This is a genomic window from Bacillus sp. SA1-12 (genome assembly GCF_000981385.1).
In the GTDB taxonomy this organism is placed as follows: Bacteria; Bacillota; Bacilli; order Bacillales; family Bacillaceae; genus Metabacillus.
This window is the reverse complement of sequence record NZ_LATZ01000112.1, coordinates 1-18,621: the sequence shown is the minus strand read 5'-3', so window position 1 is coordinate 18,621 and position 18,621 is coordinate 1. Positions and strand designations below refer to the sequence as shown.

Here is an 18,621-nt window from a genome sequence, read left to right as displayed (position 1 = left end):
GTCTTGTTTTACGTAACAATTATTCATATTAGTTTTAGTCAAAAAATTTTTTATCGACATGAAAAAGATATGGGGGAATTGTATGAAGAAAACAAAACTTGCCTTTTTATTCCTTGCTTTAATGCTAGTTATGGTATCAATCTTACAAGGGTGCAGCGATTCTAGTAGCACAAGTTCTAATGCTTCAGATGAAAAAGTAAATTTAACGTTTTCTACTTGGGGAAACCCTGGTGAGATTAAAGTTATACAAAAAGCTGTTGACGGCTTTATGAAAGAAAATCCAGACATAAAAGTAAAACTAGTACCAATCCCTAATGATGGCTACGTTCAAAAATTACAAACACAACTTCAAGGTAGTCAAGCTCCAGACGTTTTCTACATTGGTGACGGTGATATTTCAAAAATCATTGAAACTGGTAAACTTGCTCCTCTTAGTGAATATATGAATAATAACTCTGAAAGCTATGTAAAACCGGAAGAATTTGCAGAAGGGTTATGGGGCGCTGCAAGAAAAGACGGAGAAATATACGGTCTTGCTGTCGATTGTAACCCAATGTTAATGTACTACAACAAAAAATTATTCTCTGAATTAGGTATTAAATCTCCTCAAGAATATTTTGATGCAGGCGAGTGGAATTTTAAAGCTGTTGAAGAAGTAACAAGTCAATTACGTGATGCTGGTAAATATGGATTTATTGTTGATAACTGGTGGGGTCCGACTTTTAGCTGGATTTGGGCTAACGGTGGAGAAATTTATAACAAAGAAACAGGTGAATTTGTTTTAGATCAAAATGAAAAAGGAATCGAAGCAATGAAATTCCTAGATCGTATGATTGATGAGAAAAACTTTACGTATACTGGTTCTCTTCCTAAAGGTCAAGGTGCAGAAGCTATGTTTATGTCTGGCCAAGTAGGTATGGTTGGTGCAGGTAGATGGTTTACTCCTTTATTCCATGAGAACAAAGGTCTGGAGTGGGATTATATTCCTTGGCCATCGAACACTGAAAACAAAACTGAGCCAGTGGGGATTCCAACTGCATATATGGCTGCAAACAATGATTCAGAGCATAAAGAAGAAGCAATGAAATTCGTAACATATTACACATCCAAGATTGGACAAGAATTGCGTCTTGCAGGTATTGGAAATGCGATTCCTTCAATCGGCGGAATTGATGAAGCTATAACAGAATCAAAAGTACCTGAACATGTACAATATATCTTTGACGCACGTGAACATGGTTTCGCAAATGCTATACAATCTACGATTCCTGGATTAGATAAAGAAGTTAATGACATTATTGACTTAATGTATCTTGGTAAAGATAATGCAGAAACAACTGTAGAAAAAGTAGCAACAAAAGCGAAAGAAATGATTGAGGAGCACAAAAGTGATAACTAGTTTAAGCGAAATGGTGAAGGAAGGTTAGCCTTTCTTCACCATTATAGAGGATCCGCATATTCCTTTTGTATTTTCGCTTCTAACTCTATAACTGAGGTATTCTTTGATCTATGATTTCTATTCCTGAGTGACTTATACCCAAGAGGGGATAGGCGCTGGAGTTATACAGCAAAACAGATTTAAAAAGACTAGCCCATGTTGAATTTTTAATGGGCTAGTCTTTTTATGAGAGAAGGTATTAATTGAAGTCAGCAAACGACATTATTTTTTTGAAATGGAGGCGGCATTTACCTTATCCCAGAAATAGTCGAGCTCTTTCTTCGCTACTTCTCTAACAAATTCTATATCCTCCCCAATAAGATCGGGAGTCCATTTACGGCCAAAATTAGCATGAACAACTTCATCTGCCCAATCATAATCTTGAAACTGTGCCATTAACGGATGTTTTGCTACATCACGGCAAAATTCATATTCTGCTCGTTTTCCGGTACGTGTCATTGCTCCTTCTTCAATACCGATTGATAACCACGCATACTGTGTTCCAGGTAATTTGTGAGCATTAATATCATAATCAGAAGTGTACTGTGGCTGGCTCATCCAATCGATGTCTTCAGCTTCAAGAGCGGCTTGACCAAACAACGCATGTCTAACCTCATCCCAGAGATGTCTAGCTAAGTCATAGTAAAATTCCCAAGGCATATTTTTTTGCGAAAACATAACCCCTGCAATAAGTTCAGCAGCAGTCATTTCTTCTTGTCGAACACGCATCTTAAATAAAAGTTCCGCTTGTATTTTATTTTCTGGAGGGTTAGGAACGCACGTTCGTGAAAGTGTAGTCGGACCCATTTTTCTTGGGTCACGGACCGATTTAATTGGTAATTCATAAGGTTTTTGTGAACGCCAACGATGAGGCAAGCTTGAGGATTTTTCTTGTAAACCATCGATACCTCCTGCTGCAACAAGGAACTCCTGCAATTTTGCTTTAAATTCATCGGCACCTTCAGGATATATATTCATATGTTGGATAACCTGAAGCATTTCTTGTCCCCACTCAACTTGCTCTTCAAGATCAATTAAGATGGAACGGAGTAATCTAATCGTAGGTTGATCGACAATTTGCTGTGTTTTAGCAATATGCTTTTTATATGTTTGAATAAGAGCAGGCTTAATAACTTCGTATATTCCGATAGTTAATTCCAAATCATTTTTTGCATGTATTAATTCTTCCATTAACAGTGATAAGGTTGGATCAGGATCACGGTTAACGAATTGGGTGGATGTTCTTAACTGACTTAGGCGCCTTCTTAGTTTATCAGTTGCTTCAGCATCTTCATAAAGATGTTTACCAAGAGCGACCTTGAGATCCCAGTCTTCCCGAGAAGGAAGCTGTCCTGCAGCTATGTAGACTAGATTTTCATGGATGAAACGATATCGTTGGATCACTTTAGCATTTTTCTCTACGCTGTATTCACCGACAGAATATGGATTTTGAATACCTGCATATTTTACCATTCCATTACCCTCCAGTTTAAGCTGAAATTTTCATTATAAGCGTTTAAAAAACCTAATTTAATTATGAAATAGATAGATCTTCAACTCAATATAGGCAAACGTATATTTACTGGATTGATTTGATTTTGCTAATTGTTGAATAATATATATTTATTAAGAGGGTATGGAGAACTGTATTCTTCAGTAGTTGCTAAGTGATGCAGCCGGGAATCAGCATATTTGTTGCGATATTGAGTTGCTGTCATTCCTTTTACTTTAAGAAAGGACCTGGAAAAATAATGCTCATCTTTAAAACCAACTGCAAATGCAATTCGTTTAATACTCCATTGCTCTTGTAAAAGTAGCTGACATGAACGTTCAATACGTCGATACATGATTGCCTTTTGAGGCGGTAGTCCGATATGTTCGGTAAAAATCCGTGTAAAATGCTCATGTGACCACCCAGTACAATGCGCAATTTCTGCTACAGTAAGATTTTTTGTAAGATTTTTATCAATAAAGTCTAAAGCCTTAATAATTTGCCTAGGTTTATTGTAGAAATTTGATTCAGTTTTGTTTTCTACAGTCGTGCTGTTTAATTCAACCAGTGCCGATAATAATAAATAATTACATCTTTCATACCATTGGAATGCTCGAGTATTTGCTAAATATAATATATGTTTTAACATTGGGGGAACTAAGGATACCTCCTCAACAGTCAAATATGAGTTTTCTTTTAAAAATAAATCATTAATTGGTGAATTTGATTTTGAAATATCAAAGTTGAAGTGAATAAAGAGATGTCTTGTCGGTTGAATTGGGTCAAAAATGTACATATGTTCTTCGAATGGCCGAGTGATAATAAAACCAGGTTTTTTCAATAAATACGTATGATCATGTACTTCGTATTTCGTATTTGACCCATTTGGAAAATAAACGATTTCATATTCAGTTAGGCTTCTAGGACCCAACATCCATCCTGGTTTAATGATAAATTCTCCTGCCATTTCAATATGTGGTAAAACCATATTATCTATACCTCTTTGTTAGTCTTTGTAGTAATTAAACTAAACCTAGCTGTACCCTTTTATTCTTTTAATATATCACACTAGAGGTTATTGTTAGGAGGATTGTTTCTAGTTATTAGATGTTATTGTTAGGGCAGTGGATATCATCCATTTAATGATCCAAAGATGGGCATGAACTTTCAGTCCAATGATTTAAAAAAGGAATGTCCGGTTTGAAAAAGGATATTTCATATGCATTTTAGCAAATGTTTTTTCATAGAAAAAATTCTGTAAAGAATATAGGATTCAGAAGAAATAAGTGAAATTGGAAGAAATATTGATACAAAGATGAAATGATATAAAAAACTTATGCAGGGGCAAAACATCTTTGTGGCAAAGAAGAATGACATATCAATACTGTCTGCTTTTTTTGTTGGAGAAATTAAAAGTCAATTCACAGTATTTATAAAAAGTGCATTTACTGAATTAATAAATAATTTATAATCCATTAACATTAGCTAAATATAATTATGTTACCTTTAAATTGTAACGATGAAGATAATAATATTCTATTGAGGATAGGGTGTGTTATGTAAAATGGTTACTAAAGTGAGCATAAGTTTTTTATTACTAATGGTGCATTTCTATTTGGTTTAAGGTGCATCTAGAACTTTATATTTTCATATTGTATAACAATTTATTCATAATTCCGAAGTCAGCAAAAATAATGCTGACTTTTTTATTGTGCAGAACTGAGTACAGTACTATACTCAATATTGTAGCGAGACTGCTCTCTGTAACGAACTCGGAATAATAAGATATGATGATCCATATTAAAGAAAAGGACCCAATTAGTCCTTCTTAAGTGAGATGCTGAGATGCATGATATGTTGTTCGCCGCTTGGTCCTAGGAAAACTTCATTATGATCTATAAATCCAGTCTTTTTATATAGATTAATTGCAGCTGTATTTCTCTTATTCACACCTAGTACTATTTCGTTAACATTCTTTAAATTTTGGTTAACAAAAAGGGGTAATAATAGAAGACCTTTTTTGGCGAAGCCATTACCTTGAAAATCATGATTTATGGAGAATGCAGTTAATAATCTAGCATTCATGTTCTTAGTATATTTCACTACTTTTTCTCCAGTTTCTAAGGCAAAATAGCCAACCGGAATATCATTATTCAGTATTAAAACATGAGCGGTCTCTTTTGATAGGTTAGGATCATTAATTTTTTCTAAAGGATAACAGGTGAATTGCAGCTTCTCCGGAGGTAAGTGGAAATTTGAAATCATTGGCTCGTAATAGTTTGTATAATGAACCAACCTAACCAAATTGTTTTTAGTAGTAGTTTCCATGTTAATGCTCCTTATTTTATATGTAATAGTTAAATTATAGAATAAAGGAAAAACAGAAACAACCGTTCGATACTCAGATCGTTTTTATCTATTAAATAAACATATTTACATAAATTGTTCTGTGCTAAAAATAAATACCAGTAAATAAGTTAATACGTCGTTTACTAAAATGATGTAATAACAAATTCAAGAAAAGGGCGCGTATATGAAACAACGCGTCTTTTTGATTAGGGTCCTATTGGTCATTAACAACATTGGAAAATGGGTCAACAGACATAAAGGAGGACCTCACATGAAAAAAGTTTTCAGGTTTGGGTTGATTAGTATAATTGTTCTAACTGTTTGTACATGTTTAGGATTCTTTATTTGGTCGCAACAAACCTATGAACCAACTGAAGAACTTTATACACTTGTAGATAAGAACGAGATAAAGCAAGATGAATTTGGGGTTATTTTCAAGCCAAAAGGGAATAAAGACGTAGGTATTATTTTATATCCCGGGGCAAAGGTAGAGCCAGAGGCATATAGCTACATTGGTCAACAACTAGCAGATCAAGGATATTTAGTCGTTATACCCAGGGTTTTATTCAATTTCTCGTTGTTCGATATCAATATAACGCAGGAAATAGTCAATGAATTTGAATCAGTTCGAGAGTGGTATGTGGGAGGGCATTCGTTAGGGGGAGTTTCAGCTGCCACTTACGCATATGAACATCCTAATAAAGTAGATGGACTTATTTTATTGGCTTCTTATCCTAGTAATAATAACGATTTCTCTAACATGGATCTTCCGATGCTATCGATCTATGCTGAAAATGATGGCTTGTCGACCATAGAGAAAATAAATGAAACGAAGCACTTACTCTCAAAACGGCTCATGATATATGAAATCAAAGGTGGTAACCATGCTCAATTCGGCATATATGGTCCACAAAAAGGTGATAACAAAGCAACTATTTCAATTAAAGAGCAACAGAAAACGATCGTTAACGTGATGAGTAAATGGTTAAGTACTTTTCATTAACGTTTCATGCAGAATAGAATTTTAAATTAAAGCTATGAGGGATGATAATTATGGACACAGTTCTATACTTCTGCTATACAATGATCTATCTTATTCTCTTTCTTATAGGTGTTAAGCTGGCTAAGAGAAGGCACAACTTTATATCTTATTCAAGCTTCCTGCTTTTAGTCACTTTTGGACTCATTCTAGATAATTTGATTATCGCCTGTGGAAAGTTTATTGGGGAGAGTCCTTTTCTAGAAATAATAAACATTACTCGTTATTGGGTTCACGGCTTTATTACCCCAACTCTAATAATGTTCGGATGGGCTATGGCGAAACGAGTTGATATTTCTTGGACAAAAACGACAAGGAACGAATGTATCTTTCTTTTTCTTACGATAGGATTGGTTGTATTTGAATGTATAATAAATATGCAAAAAACCTTTGTGCCGGTATACGAATACGGTGTATTGAGATACGTAAGCCAAGAGTCTTCAGGTCCGCCTCTAATGGTACTTATAGTCGTATTGACCCTTTTAGTTATTAGCATTTATATTGTTCGCAAAGTACGTTGGATCTGGATGTTGGTTGGGGTATTGATCATGATTTTAGGAAGTGTTATCCCTATCCCCATAGAGAGTTCTGCGATAACCAATGCTTTCGAGTTGATCTTTTTATGTTTTTTATGGCTAACGAATGATAAATTGGCTTTTCGTTACTAATCACTAATCGTTTCATGCTCGTATGTTTAAACTGGTGTTTTAATTAAAAGCATCATTCATAAATTTCCGTTTTTGTCTACCAAAACAATAGATTCGTTTGACGCCCTCCATCACGTCTTGATATTATAGAAAGAGTGAATAAGGTTCTTGTGACAATTATATAATGGAAGCACAAAGAATCTTGATAAATAGAAAGACCTAGAACAGGTGGCTGCAAATGGAATCAAATCAAACAAATCAACTAATCTCTAGTTGGTTATCATTTACACATATCCAAACAAAAATTACGGATGAATTGGAAGCCATTCTTCAAGAAAAGCATCAATTATCTGTAAAGGAATTTTATGTGCTTTTATTTTTATCAGAAACGCCGAATAAAAAATTAAAGCTCCAGGAGCTGCAAACGATGGTTGGCTTAAGTCAAAGTGCGATGTCGCGACTCGTCAGCAGATTTGAAGCAAAGGGATGCGGGGCATTAAAACGCCATCATTGCATAGACGATCGCCGAGCTATTTATACTTCCTTGACTGAGGAAGGAGAAGAAAAGCTGAAAAAAGCGCTTGTCACGTTTCAAGAAACACTTGAACAAGCATTTGCTGACGAAAATATACAGGCAGAGCTAAAGGGCATTATTTTGCGTCATATTAAACGATAAAAGATAGCTTTTTATCCCATTTTTGGTAGGGAATGCATTTTATTTGACGATGTGTTTTGTCATATGCTAATTTGTATGCATGCACATACATTTACAAGCTGAAGTTTCTTTTTCCTAAGGGAAGATGGTAGGATTTGTGAATGAAAACCATCAAAATTATGCATTTTACTATATGTGCTGATTTAATCGTACAATGCTATGATAAAAAGGAGTCTTACAATGGAACATTTATTTAGCCCTTATACGCTAAAAAGTTTAGAATTAAAAAACCGCGTCGTCATGCCTCCAATGTGTCAATACTCTGTCACTAATAAGGATGGTATTGCGACTGACTGGCATTATGTTCATTATGTTAGCCGCGCAATTGGTGGTGCAGGTTTAATTATAATTGAAATGACAGATGTTGAGCCTGATGGCCGCATTTCAGATTATGATCTAGGCTTGTGGTCAGATGAGCACATCCCGGCCTTAAAACGAATTGTGGATGCGTGTCATCAGTATGGAGCAAAAGTGGGGATTCAAATTGCTCATGCTGGCCGAAAAGCGGAGGATGCTGAAGTGCCAGTAGCACCATCTGCGATTCCATTTGATGAAAACTCAAAAACACCAAGAGAGCTTTCCACTGAGGAAGTAAAAGAAATGGTTGAAAAATTCCGTTTAGCTGTCCGCCGCGCGGTAAAAGCAGGATTTGATGTCATTGAGCTTCATGGAGCACATGGTTACCTGATTCATCAATTTCATTCAGCTTATACGAATCAACGAACTGATGAGTATGGAAGAGAGTTAACGAAGTTTGGCGTGGAAATTATTAAAGCAGCTAAAAGCGAAATGCCTGCTGATATGCCGTTAATTATGCGTATTTCTGCTAAAGAATACGTGGAAGGCGGGTATGGCATTGAGGAAAGTATTGAAATTTCTAAAGTGTATCAACAAGCGGGAGTTGATATGTTCCATATAAGTGCAGGGGGAGAAGGTCCGATCGCTGCAGCAGGCAGACCGGGAACACATGTTGCTTACCAAGTGCCATTAGCAAGAGCCATCAAGCAAGAGCTGAATATTCCAGTCATTGCTGTAGGAAGACTTGATGAGCCAGCACTTGCAAACTCCGTCATTGGAAACGAAGAAGCTGACTTAGTGGCTGTTGGAAGAGGGATGTTAAGAAATCCGTATTGGACTTTGGAAGCTGCAACAGTCCTACGTAAAGAAACAGAATTGCCAAAGCAATACATTACAGGATTCCCAAGAAACTAATCTTGATCTTGTCTAACCTTCACTCAGGAACGAGTGTCTTTCTTGATACTTGTTCTTGAGTGGAAAAAGTTAAAACAAATACTGATTATTGATTCATCTTTTAACCGGTTAACATTATAATAGTTAAAGTGTAAGGTAGTTTACTAGAAAATGTCTATCAAGACAGAAAGGCGAGAAATACAGTGACAAATTTAACAGGGGCGAAACGAATACAACTGGCGTTACTTTTAGGATCTCTCGGATTATTAGGTCCATTTACTATTGATACGTATTTGCCATCATTTCCTACGATTGTAGAGGATTATCATACAAATGCATCACTGGTCCAAATTAGTTTAACATCTTGTCTATTAGGACTTGGATTAGGCCAATTGATTATTGGACCAATGAGTGATGTGCAAGGGCGTCGCAAGCCATTGCTTATTTTCTTATGCTTTTACTTATTAGCATCTTTAACTTGTGCATTTGCACCAAATATTTATTTCTTTATCGCTTCCCGTTTTGTTCAAGGGTTTGCTGCAGCTGGCGGACTCGTGATTTCACGTGCCATTGTTCGCGATGTTTATAGCGGCAGGGAGCTTACAAAGTTTTTCGCCTTATTAATGCTAGTCGGTAATCTCGGGCCGATTGTTGCACCGATTGCTGGTGCAGGGATTCTCGCATTTGGAGATTGGACCTGGGTATTTATTGTTTTGAGCTTAATTGGTCTTGTGCTATTATTGACCGTTGTCTGGAAGCTTGAGGAGACCCTGCCGCAGGAGAACCGTATTCCCAGCAACCTTCCACAGGTAGTTAAGAATTTTGGAACCCTTTTAAAAGATCGTCAATTTGCAGGCTACACGCTGACACAAGCGTTTATTATTGCTGGAATTTTTGCTTACGTGTCAGGGATTTCGTTTGTTTATCAAAATATATACGGTGTGTCGCCTCAAGGATTTAGTTTGTTATTTGGCGTAAATGGAATTGCTTTAATCATTGGCAGCCAGTCAGTTGGCCGCCTTTCCGATCGTATATCGGAAAAGGCCTTTTTAAAAATTGGCTTGATCATGGCTAATACATCTGCAGCTTTATTGCTAGTAGCCATTTTTCTTAAAGCACCGCTATTCTTGTTTGCAGTACCAATCTTCTTTTTCGTCTGTTCGATTGCAATTATCTCGACAACGTCGTTTTCATTAGCAATGGAATCACAAGGACATATTGCCGGAAGTGCATCTGCTTTATTAGGAGTATTGCCATTTTTCTTTGGCTCCTTAACGGCTCCGCTTGTCGGATTAGCAGGAGAATATTCAGCAGTGCCGATGGGTATCATTATCTTTTTAAGCAGCTTATTCGCCTTTTTATCTTATTACGGATTAGTCCGTAAAACTTCTATACGGGTACACGCAACGAGATAGTGAATGAACTCAGCTAATCAGGTTAAAAACAATTTAACCTTACTTATATCGATTTTGAATGAAATCATTTAAATGAATAGATATTAGTATGGTTAGATTGTTTAAATATTATAAAAGGAGACATGTAAAATGAATAATGTAACCTTAAACAATGGATTAGAAATGCCTCAGCTTGGATTTGGTGTATGGCAGGTTCCAGATGAGGGGGCAACCGCTGCTGTTAAAAAAGCAATTGAGGTTGGCTACACATCGATTGACACAGCGATGATCTACCAAAACGAAGTCGGTGTTGGGAAGGCAATTAAAGAATCATCTGTTCCGCGCGAGCAATTATTCATTACAACAAAAGTTTGGAATAGTGACCAAGGCTACGAAAATACTTTGCGTGCCTTTGATGAAAGTTTAGAAAGATTAGGTCTGGATTATATCGATCTTTATTTAATTCACTGGCCAACTCCGCAATTTGACGAGTATGTTGATACATATAAAGCATTAGAAAAGCTCTATCATGATGGACGAGTAAAAGCCATTGGCGTATGTAACTTTGAAATTGAACACTTAGAGCGTCTGTTAAAAGAATGTGATGTCGTTCCTGTCTTGAACCAAGTTGAATGCCATCCATACCTTGCTCAAAATGAATTAAAAGAATTCTGCGCAAAACATAATATTTTCGTTGAAGCATGGAGCCCTCTAGATCAAGGTGGAGAAGTGCTGCAGGACGAAGTTATTCAAAAGATTGCTGCATCACACAGCAAAACACCGGCACAGGTTGTGTTGCGCTGGCATTTGCAAAACAATACGATTGTTATTCCTAAATCTGTCACACCGTCAAGAATCGAAGAGAACTTCAATGTTTTTGATTTCGAGCTAACGGAAGATGAAATGGCGGAAATTAACCTGATCAACCGCGACCGCCGCAAAGGTCCGCATCCAAATGATATGAATGTTCGATAAGACATTATAAGAAAGCCCAACCTTGTTGTTAGCAGGGAAGGGCTTTTTTATATTATTTTTATTTTTTTCTTCAATACCTTCTAAATCCTTATTCATAGGAGAATAATAGCAGGTTTCCAGAACCAAACTATTGTTATGTTCCCCAAAAAAATGAGCATTAGAATACGAGTTCTCCTTTTTGTCTAAAAACTTTTATATACGGTTATCAACAACAAGTTAAGTTGTTTATTGTTTGTAATATCTTATAGCCTGTTTTTTTTCTTCTGTGATTCTAATATTGATCTATTATGTTCTTTATGTTACCATAAGGTCACATGATTATTATGTGACCTTATGGTAATATGTAAAATTTCACCAAAGGAAGAAAGGGTGTTTTCATGGAAGAAGAAGAGCTTTCTATTGTTTTTAAAGCATTGGGACACCCGATTCGAAGACAAATTCTTGATCTCCTCAAACAATCACCTCGTACAACTGGAGAACTAAATGAATCGTTTCCCGAAGTCACTAGGTATGCAATTATGAAACACTTGAAACTATTAGAGGAAGGGAATTTGGTGGTGGTTCGCCGACAAGGGAAATTCAGACTGAATTTTTTAAATGCTGTACCGCTTCAAGAAATGCATAACCGATGGGTTGGGAAATACATGCAATCAACTGCAAACTCACTATTAAACCTGCGATCAGCAGTAGAACAAAAAGGAGAGGTTGAACCGATGTCAAAAACAAACCGAGATTTTCTTATTGAGCAAGAAGTATTTATTAACGGATCACGTGAAGTTGTATTCAAAGCATTAACGGAAAAGGTGGAGGATTGGTGGGAATTCCGCATTGCACCAAAAGGAATTTCGTCCCGCTTTACTTTTGAACCAGTTCCTGGAGGACAATTTATGGAAAGATGGGGCGAAAAAGAAGGTGCAGTCTGGGGAAACGTCTATTATGTTAACGCTCCTGAAGAAATTCGTCTATATGGGCATCTAGGTATGCAAGGTGCAGTTAACAGTGCCTACACATATCGTTTGCATGAAAAAGAAGGAGGCACACTGCTTCAACTATCTCATTCTGCTTCAGGTATTATTCAAGAAAATTGGGAACAGGATCATAAAAAGGGATGGGATTATCTTTTAGGATCCTTACTTAAAAACTACGTGGAGCAAAAATAGATCATTATTCGGAGGGAAAAATGAAGGTAGACGTATTGACCGAAATGATATTTAATCGACCTCTAAGAGAGGTATCAGAATATGCAGCAAATCCTGATCATGCACCAGCATGGTATGTAAATATTCATTCAGCTGAGTGGAAAACACCTAAACCTCTCACATTAGGAAGTCAAATTGCTTTTAAAGCAAAATTTCTTGGCCGTGACCTTGCTTATGTGTACGAAATAGTTGAATATATCCCTGGAGAAAAACTAGTGATGAAAACGGCTAATGGCCCTTTTCCAATGGAGACCATTTATACATGGCAGGAAATCGATGAACATCATACGCGAATGACTTTACGAAATAGAGGAAATCCAACAGGATTTTCCAAGCTGTTTTCCCCTTTTATATCAATGATGATGAAAAAAGCAACGATGAAGGATCTAATAAAATTGAAGGAGATCTTGGAAAGAAGCTAGTTTAGATTTTTTCATATCAATCCTCTTTTATTTAATATTGTAGTAACTGGCGATGCGTAGACAAGGCAATCGCCTTTTTTTGTTTTGCTTCATTAATCTTCTAATTAACAGATAGATTAGTAAAGGTCCTGATTAAGTACACAATAAGAATGTGGTAATATTAGGTATAATTAAAATGGTGGTGAAGATACATGGAACCTAAATGGCTTGAATGGGCGAAACAACTTCAATCTATTGCACAAGCTGGATTAACGTATTCAAAAGATGTATATGACTTGGAAAGATTTGAATTAATCAGAAAGATAAGTGTTGAAATATTGGCACAACAAGCAGAGATTGACAAAAAAATCATAAAAGATTTGTTTGCGAATGAAACAGGTTATGCAACTCCGAAGGTAGATATTCGGTCTGTTATTTTTATGGATAATAAGATTTTAATGGTTCAAGAAAATACTGATGGGGCTTGGTCTTTACCAGGCGGTTGGGGGGACATCGGATTAACTCCTAGTGAAGTTGCGGTTAAGGAGGTAAAAGAAGAAGCCGGGTTTGATGTCAAAGCGGTAAAATTGATAAGTGTGCTTGATAAGAAATGCCATCCTCATCCTCCTTCTCCCTATCACGTTTATAAAATGTTTATCCAGTGTGAAATCATTGGGGGGCATCCAAAAGAAGGAATTGAAACAAGTGCCGTTGAGTTTTTTGCTGAAAATGAACTGCCGCCATTATCTATCGCGAGAAATACGAAATCACAAATTCAATTAGCTTTCAAACATCTACATAATCCACAAGAACCTGTTTATTTTGATTAAATAAAAATAGACAGGACCACTCTATTTACAAACTGACATAAGAGTGAGCAAGCGTAGCACATCGAGGAAGAAATTGTGATTGTCATTAATAATCAAATAAAAACAATAAGCACGGAACAGGCAAGTGCTACTCAGGTTGCAAGCGGCGGTGGAGATGAAAGTGCAGCCGGAACGAACCCGGCCATTGAAAGTTCCAATACCAAACAGAAACATGCTGTTGGGGGAGATGAATCTGGCTCTGCGGAAAACTCAGGTGAAGATGACAATCAAACAGAACAGTGATTTTATGACATGATCTTCTGCAACTGGCGCGTTGAATTGGGAACGCGCCTTTTTTGTCCATAGGGTTGAAAAAATGAATAATAGATAAGTTACCATGGCAATTTTTATATATTTTTTCACGAAAGACTTAAATGAACCTTTTAAACATTTTTTATAGGAAGATTCTCATTAGATATCGGTTGCATTTTATTTGTAATTGTTAATTTAGTAAAGATAATAAAAAACAAGGTTAATTCTGCTATCATCACAATATTTGGTACTACTACAATCAAATTGATAATAAAAAAGACGGCTAAAATCCCTAAAAATAATCCTAAATGATAAATTTTCAATCGGTGATGCACATGTCGATAATGATGGAAAACAACTGTTGTTGACAGGAAATAAAGCAAAACTGAACCAAAAACAAAAAATAAGATAAATGAGTAATGGACCTCATGTAAATACAAAAGTCTAATTGATGCTGCAATCATGCTTAAAGACATTAAAATAAACAGGTGACCATAAATAATGATTTGTCCGGAAGTTTGCACAGACTTGTCGAGTTTCTTCTCGATATTATCGAAATATTGCCACCACATCGATATAATCAGGATAAATGAAATGATCGCAAAGCCTATTGATTCCCAATTTCCTTGTGTTGGCTGAATAACCGTAAGCGTGCTGATAAGAGCTTCCCCAAAGAGAATAATGGTAAATAAACCAAATCGCTCTAGCAGGTGAGCCGTATTGGGGGGAACCTTTTCTAAGCACTTTCGTCCAAGCACCGGGACTAGGATATCAATAAGGATACCCGTATACAATATTGCATATCGAACCCAGGAATCAAAAAAGACGGAGAACAATGAAATGACGATTCCAATCCAAAAATACCTTCCCAAAAAGAGGGCTGCTTGTTTTCGAACTCCAGTTTCTATACGCTGGACAATAAGATATTGAATCGCAGTCACTGCTCTTAAACCAATATACCCAATTAAAAAAGAAAGATAGTAAGGATCGAAATCAACTGATAAGCTTGATGTCATAATTAGGACAAAAAACATTTGCAGGATCAAAAAGATACGTTGATGAAATAAATCTTTTCCAAATCGGTTAATAAAGATGGTTTGTCCCACCCAAGCCCACCAAATTGGAATAAAAATTAAGACAAACTTTACTAAATACTCTGTTTGGATATGCCCATTTTCTACATGAAGCAAAACATGCGTTGCCGCAGCAACTGCCGCCACAAACAACAAATCATAAAAAAGCTCTAACCACGTCACTTTCTTTTCTTCCATTTCTGCACTCCCTCCAATTCTTTATAGTTTCTAGTATGCTAGAAATATATAGAAATTGAAAGAAGAAATAAAATGGACATAAACTATTTGCCATATTTTTAGAGCAATGTGTCTCGGTTGATTAAAAGTATTTCGTTTCATTCTTTTAAAATTATCACTATTAGATGTAGTACTTTTTAACCTAGCTATTATGTTAACCAATTTAGCAAACACAAGCAGAGGAATAAGAAAACAAAAGAAAAATCCTTTCATCTCCAAAACTATTCTAGCTTTTTTGTAATAATTACTTCATTAAAATAAAAAATCTGACAATTAGGTAAAACATCACTTCTTGCATTTTGGTATATTATGGTACCATGAAAGTGATTTCAAACGAGGAGGAATTGTATGACCAAAACCATCGGCCTTATTTGTGGTAGTTTACGTAAAAACTCTTATAATCGAATCATAGCTCAATCATTGACAGAGCTGGACGATTCCCTTCAATTTCGTTGGATCGAGATTAATGATCTGCCTTTGTTCAACGAAGACTTAGAAATAAGTGTTCCAGAAACAGTGACATCATTTAAATCCGCTATTCAGGACGTTGACGGTATCATAATTGTAAGTCCGGAGTATAATTCTGGAATTCCAGGCGTATTAAAGAATGCGTTAGACTGGGCATCAAGACCTCGGGAATCCGCTGTTCTAAGCAGAAAACCGGCTGGCCTAATTGGTGCAACTCCCGGGGGATTAGGTACTGCCTTTGCTCAAATGCAAATCAGACAAATCCTAGAGGCCATGCAGGTTCATGTTCTTCCATTTCAAAAGGTGCTGATTTCACAAGTACATAAAAAAATTGATTCTGATCAGAAAGTACTCACAGACGAACATACAAAACGTTATCTTCAACAATATTTACATCAATTTATTCACTGGATCGATCACACTCCAGCTCTAGATTAATCGAAAGAGACCAAGCTTTATCAATCATTTATCTTCTACATAATAAGATTATAGAAAAACGAATACCGGTCAACAATTCAATTAAACTTTAACAAACGAAGAGGTTTATTATATTTTCCTATCTATAAATCTTCTTCAATAACTTAATTTAAAGGGAGGACATTAAAATGTCTGATTTCTATTCTCGTCTTAATAAAGATGATGCTGCCGTTCTTTTAGTTGATCATCAAACCGGTCTAATCTCCGGTCTTGTGCGTGACTATGGTGTTGATGAATTCAAGAACAATGTTTTGGCCCTTGCTAATACTGCTAAGTTTTTTGATTTACCAGTTATTTTAACAACAAGCTTTGAAAATGGGCCTAATGGGCCGCTCATGCAAGAATTAGTTGAACTTTTTCCACATGCGCCAAAAATAGCTCGACCTGGACAAATTAACGCATGGGACAATGAAGATTTTGTCAAAGCAATCGAAGAAACTGGAAAAAAACAACTGATTATTGCGGGCGTAGTAACAGATGTTTGTGTTGCATTTCCTGCACTTTCCGCGGTGAACGCTGGTTATGAAGTATTTGTTGCTACTGATGCTTCTGGAACATTCAGTAAACAAGTAGCGGATGCGGCATTAACACGGATGGCCCATGGCGGGGTGCAGCTACTGAACTGGTTTAGCATTGCGTGCGAGTTACAGCGTGATTGGCGTAATGATGTTGAAGGTTTTGGCGCTTTAATTTCCAGCCATCTTCCTGGTTATCAAAATCTTATTGGAAGCTATAGGGGAGCTCAGAGAGATTTTAGTAAGCAGCCAAACTAGAATAACAGATTATTAAAGACTCAATTGTTCTAAAACACAGTGAGCTTCTTTTTTATTGGACTATTTTTGTCTTTAAATAAAGATCCATTAATTGAATACTTTAGAGTATTAACTTATTAATGCTCCTTTTAAAATTCGAATATCCAACCCTTTAGATAATTTGTAGAATGACAAAGTTATACATTAAGAACATCTTATTTTATATACAATGACATCAGTAAATGCTTTTTTTCATATTATATTTTTGGGGTGAAAAAATGGCAAGAGTAAGTTACCGAGATGCGGATGTTGCCTTAATGGCTAGGATGATGAGAGCAGAAGCCGAAGGTGAAGGAAAGCAAGGAATGTTGTATGTTGGAAATGTCATTGTAAATCGTCTTGTAGCAAATTGTTTAGACTTTAAAGATTTAAGAACCATTAGACAAGTCATTTTCCAAGTTCAAGGAGGAAATTATTCCTTTGAAGCTGTTCAAAAAGGGAATATGTTTTATCAAAGAGCGCGAACGGCTGAAAAAAGATTAGCAAGACAGAATTTGGAATTTTGGCGGCAACACCCAGGGAAATATGCTCTTTGGTATTTTAATCCATATGCTCCTTGTCCCCCAACATGGTATGATCAACCTTTTGCTGGACAATTTAAAAATCACTGTTATTATGAACCTAAAGCTGGAACATGTGCTAGTGTATACGGACGTTAAGCTTACTCTTTGAGTAAGCTTCAGCTTGTAGACAAAGTCTGATATTCAGGCAGGTCTACAAGCTTTTTTTGTCGAATAAAGAAGTAAAGTTGGTTTGAGGGGTGCAAATATATGTTATCGAAACAATCAATGGAAGGTCGTTATCAAATATCGATGATTGCACTTGATGAAGTAGTTCCTGCTAATCATCTTGTTCGAAAGCTTGAAGCCGCTATTGATTTTAGTTTTATTTATGACCTAGTTGAAGATTTGTATTGTTTGGATAATGGTCGTCCAAGTATCGACCCTGTTGTGTTAATAAAGATGGTCTTTATTCAATATGTATTCGGAATTAAATCAATGAGAAAAACAATAGATGAGATTGATACGAGCGTTGCGTATCGCTGGTTTTTAGGCTTTGACTTCAATAAAAAGATTCCCCACTTTTCTACCTTCGGTAAAAACTATGAGAGACGATTTAAAGACACAGATCTTTTTGAGAAGATTTTCTACCATATTCTTAATGAAGCGATAGAAAAAGGGTTTGTTGATCCTTCTGTTGTTTTTATAGACTCTACACATGTTAAAGCAAATGCAAACAAGAGGAAGTTTATAAAAGAAGCTGTCAAAGCAGAAACAAAAAGCTATCAAACTCAACTAGAAGAAGAGATAAACGAAGATCGAATTGCACATGGAAAAAAGCCTTTACCCCCTCAAACAAAGGCGGAGACGAAAGAAATTAAAGTAAGCACAACTGATCCTGAAAGTGGCTATTATGTTAAAAATGAACGAGAGAAACAATTTGCCTACTCCTTTCACACAGTTTGTGACAATAAGGGATTTATACTTGCCAATCAAGTGACAGGTGGAAATGTACACGATAGTCAGGTAATAAATCCTCTTGTAGATGAATTGATTGAAAAAGTAGGCAAGCCTAATGCTCTTGCTGGAGACG

The 18,621-nt window shown here is 36.2% G+C and carries 18 protein-coding genes and 1 pseudogene; 15 read left to right on the top strand and 4 right to left on the bottom strand.

Features of this window, described 5'->3' with window-relative positions; all coding sequences use genetic code 11:
* The first annotated feature begins 82 nt into the window (after nucleotides 1–82).
* The gene (locus WQ54_RS18150; RefSeq protein WP_052737861.1) at nucleotides 83–1,399 is read left to right on the top strand and encodes a sugar ABC transporter substrate-binding protein; all 1,317 of its coding nucleotides are present in this window, start codon (nucleotides 83–85) and stop codon (nucleotides 1,397–1,399) included.
* 261 nt (nucleotides 1,400–1,660) lie between these two features.
* On the opposite strand, the gene WQ54_RS18145 is transcribed toward WQ54_RS18150, so the two are convergent.
* The 3 genes from WQ54_RS18145 to WQ54_RS18135 all read right to left on the bottom strand — a co-directional run bounded on the left by WQ54_RS18145 (nucleotide 1,661) and on the right by WQ54_RS18135 (nucleotide 5,258).
* A complete protein-coding gene (locus tag WQ54_RS18145) occupies nucleotides 1,661–2,911 on the bottom strand; it encodes a hypothetical protein (protein ID WP_046586020.1) in 1,251 nt (416 codons plus the stop codon).
* A gap of 128 nt (nucleotides 2,912–3,039) precedes the next feature.
* On the bottom strand, nucleotides 3,040–3,918 hold the full coding sequence (locus WQ54_RS18140) for an AraC family transcriptional regulator (protein ID WP_046586018.1): 879 nt from the start codon (nucleotides 3,916–3,918) through the stop codon (nucleotides 3,040–3,042).
* Between the two features lie 830 nt (nucleotides 3,919–4,748).
* The gene (locus tag WQ54_RS18135; RefSeq protein ID WP_046586016.1) at nucleotides 4,749–5,258 is read right to left on the bottom strand and encodes a GNAT family N-acetyltransferase; all 510 of its coding nucleotides are present in this window, start codon (nucleotides 5,256–5,258) and stop codon (nucleotides 4,749–4,751) included.
* A 292-nt stretch (nucleotides 5,259–5,550) separates the two neighbouring features.
* Between WQ54_RS18135 and WQ54_RS18130 the strand changes: the two genes are divergently transcribed.
* The 10 genes and pseudogenes from WQ54_RS18130 to WQ54_RS18085 all read left to right on the top strand — a co-directional run.
* Nucleotides 5,551–6,282: an alpha/beta fold hydrolase gene (locus tag WQ54_RS18130; RefSeq protein ID WP_046586014.1), complete on the top strand. Its 732-nt coding sequence runs from the start codon at nucleotides 5,551–5,553 to the stop codon at nucleotides 6,280–6,282.
* 50 nt (nucleotides 6,283–6,332) lie between these two features.
* Nucleotides 6,333–6,986 carry a hypothetical protein gene (locus WQ54_RS18125; RefSeq protein WP_046586012.1) on the top strand — a complete coding sequence of 218 codons (654 nt, stop codon included), beginning with the start codon at nucleotides 6,333–6,335 and terminating at the stop codon, nucleotides 6,984–6,986.
* A gap of 217 nt (nucleotides 6,987–7,203) precedes the next feature.
* Nucleotides 7,204–7,641 (top strand): MarR family winged helix-turn-helix transcriptional regulator, encoded by a 438-nt coding sequence (locus WQ54_RS18120; RefSeq protein ID WP_046586010.1) that lies wholly within the window; start codon nucleotides 7,204–7,206, stop codon nucleotides 7,639–7,641.
* Nucleotides 7,642–7,860: 219 nt separating this feature from the next.
* Nucleotides 7,861–8,892 carry an NADH:flavin oxidoreductase/NADH oxidase gene (locus WQ54_RS18115; protein ID WP_046586008.1) on the top strand — a complete coding sequence of 344 codons (1,032 nt, stop codon included), beginning with the start codon at nucleotides 7,861–7,863 and terminating at the stop codon, nucleotides 8,890–8,892.
* Nucleotides 8,893–9,074: 182 nt separating this feature from the next.
* Complete coding sequence (locus WQ54_RS18110) at nucleotides 9,075–10,286, top strand: multidrug effflux MFS transporter (RefSeq protein WP_046586006.1); 1,212 nt, start codon at nucleotides 9,075–9,077, stop codon at nucleotides 10,284–10,286.
* A 129-nt stretch (nucleotides 10,287–10,415) separates the two neighbouring features.
* Nucleotides 10,416–11,240 carry an aldo/keto reductase gene (locus WQ54_RS18105; protein WP_046586004.1) on the top strand — a complete coding sequence of 275 codons (825 nt, stop codon included), beginning with the start codon at nucleotides 10,416–10,418 and terminating at the stop codon, nucleotides 11,238–11,240.
* A 377-nt stretch (nucleotides 11,241–11,617) separates the two neighbouring features.
* Nucleotides 11,618–12,400: a helix-turn-helix domain-containing protein gene (locus WQ54_RS18100; RefSeq protein WP_046586002.1), complete on the top strand. Its 783-nt coding sequence runs from the start codon at nucleotides 11,618–11,620 to the stop codon at nucleotides 12,398–12,400.
* 20 nt (nucleotides 12,401–12,420) lie between these two features.
* Nucleotides 12,421–12,861 (top strand): SRPBCC family protein, encoded by a 441-nt coding sequence (locus tag WQ54_RS18095; RefSeq protein WP_046586001.1) that lies wholly within the window; start codon nucleotides 12,421–12,423, stop codon nucleotides 12,859–12,861.
* A 191-nt stretch (nucleotides 12,862–13,052) separates the two neighbouring features.
* Nucleotides 13,053–13,670 carry an NUDIX hydrolase gene (locus WQ54_RS18090; protein WP_046585999.1) on the top strand — a complete coding sequence of 206 codons (618 nt, stop codon included), beginning with the start codon at nucleotides 13,053–13,055 and terminating at the stop codon, nucleotides 13,668–13,670.
* Between the two features lie 63 nt (nucleotides 13,671–13,733).
* Nucleotides 13,734–13,952: pseudogene (locus WQ54_RS18085) on the top strand (hypothetical protein); the annotation flags it as partial.
* A gap of 140 nt (nucleotides 13,953–14,092) precedes the next feature.
* Here the strand turns inward: WQ54_RS18085 and WQ54_RS18080 are convergent.
* Nucleotides 14,093–15,232 (bottom strand): low temperature requirement protein A, encoded by a 1,140-nt coding sequence (locus tag WQ54_RS18080; protein WP_046585997.1) that lies wholly within the window; start codon nucleotides 15,230–15,232, stop codon nucleotides 14,093–14,095.
* A 387-nt stretch (nucleotides 15,233–15,619) separates the two neighbouring features.
* Between WQ54_RS18080 and WQ54_RS18075 the strand changes: the two genes are divergently transcribed.
* From WQ54_RS18075 to WQ54_RS18060, 4 genes are all read left to right on the top strand, one after another.
* A complete protein-coding gene (locus tag WQ54_RS18075) occupies nucleotides 15,620–16,177 on the top strand; it encodes an NADPH-dependent FMN reductase (protein ID WP_046585996.1) in 558 nt (185 codons plus the stop codon).
* A gap of 167 nt (nucleotides 16,178–16,344) precedes the next feature.
* Entirely contained in the window at nucleotides 16,345–16,989 is a 645-nt protein-coding gene (ycaC, locus tag WQ54_RS18070; RefSeq protein WP_046585994.1) for an isochorismate family cysteine hydrolase YcaC, read from the top strand.
* 257 nt (nucleotides 16,990–17,246) lie between these two features.
* Nucleotides 17,247–17,687, top strand: coding sequence for a cell wall hydrolase (locus tag WQ54_RS18065; RefSeq protein ID WP_046585991.1), 441 nt, complete (start codon nucleotides 17,247–17,249; stop codon nucleotides 17,685–17,687).
* Nucleotides 17,688–17,798: 111 nt separating this feature from the next.
* Nucleotides 17,799–18,621, top strand: an 823-nt coding sequence (locus WQ54_RS18060) for an IS1182 family transposase (RefSeq protein WP_046585989.1), incomplete at its 3' end; no start/stop codon positions are given.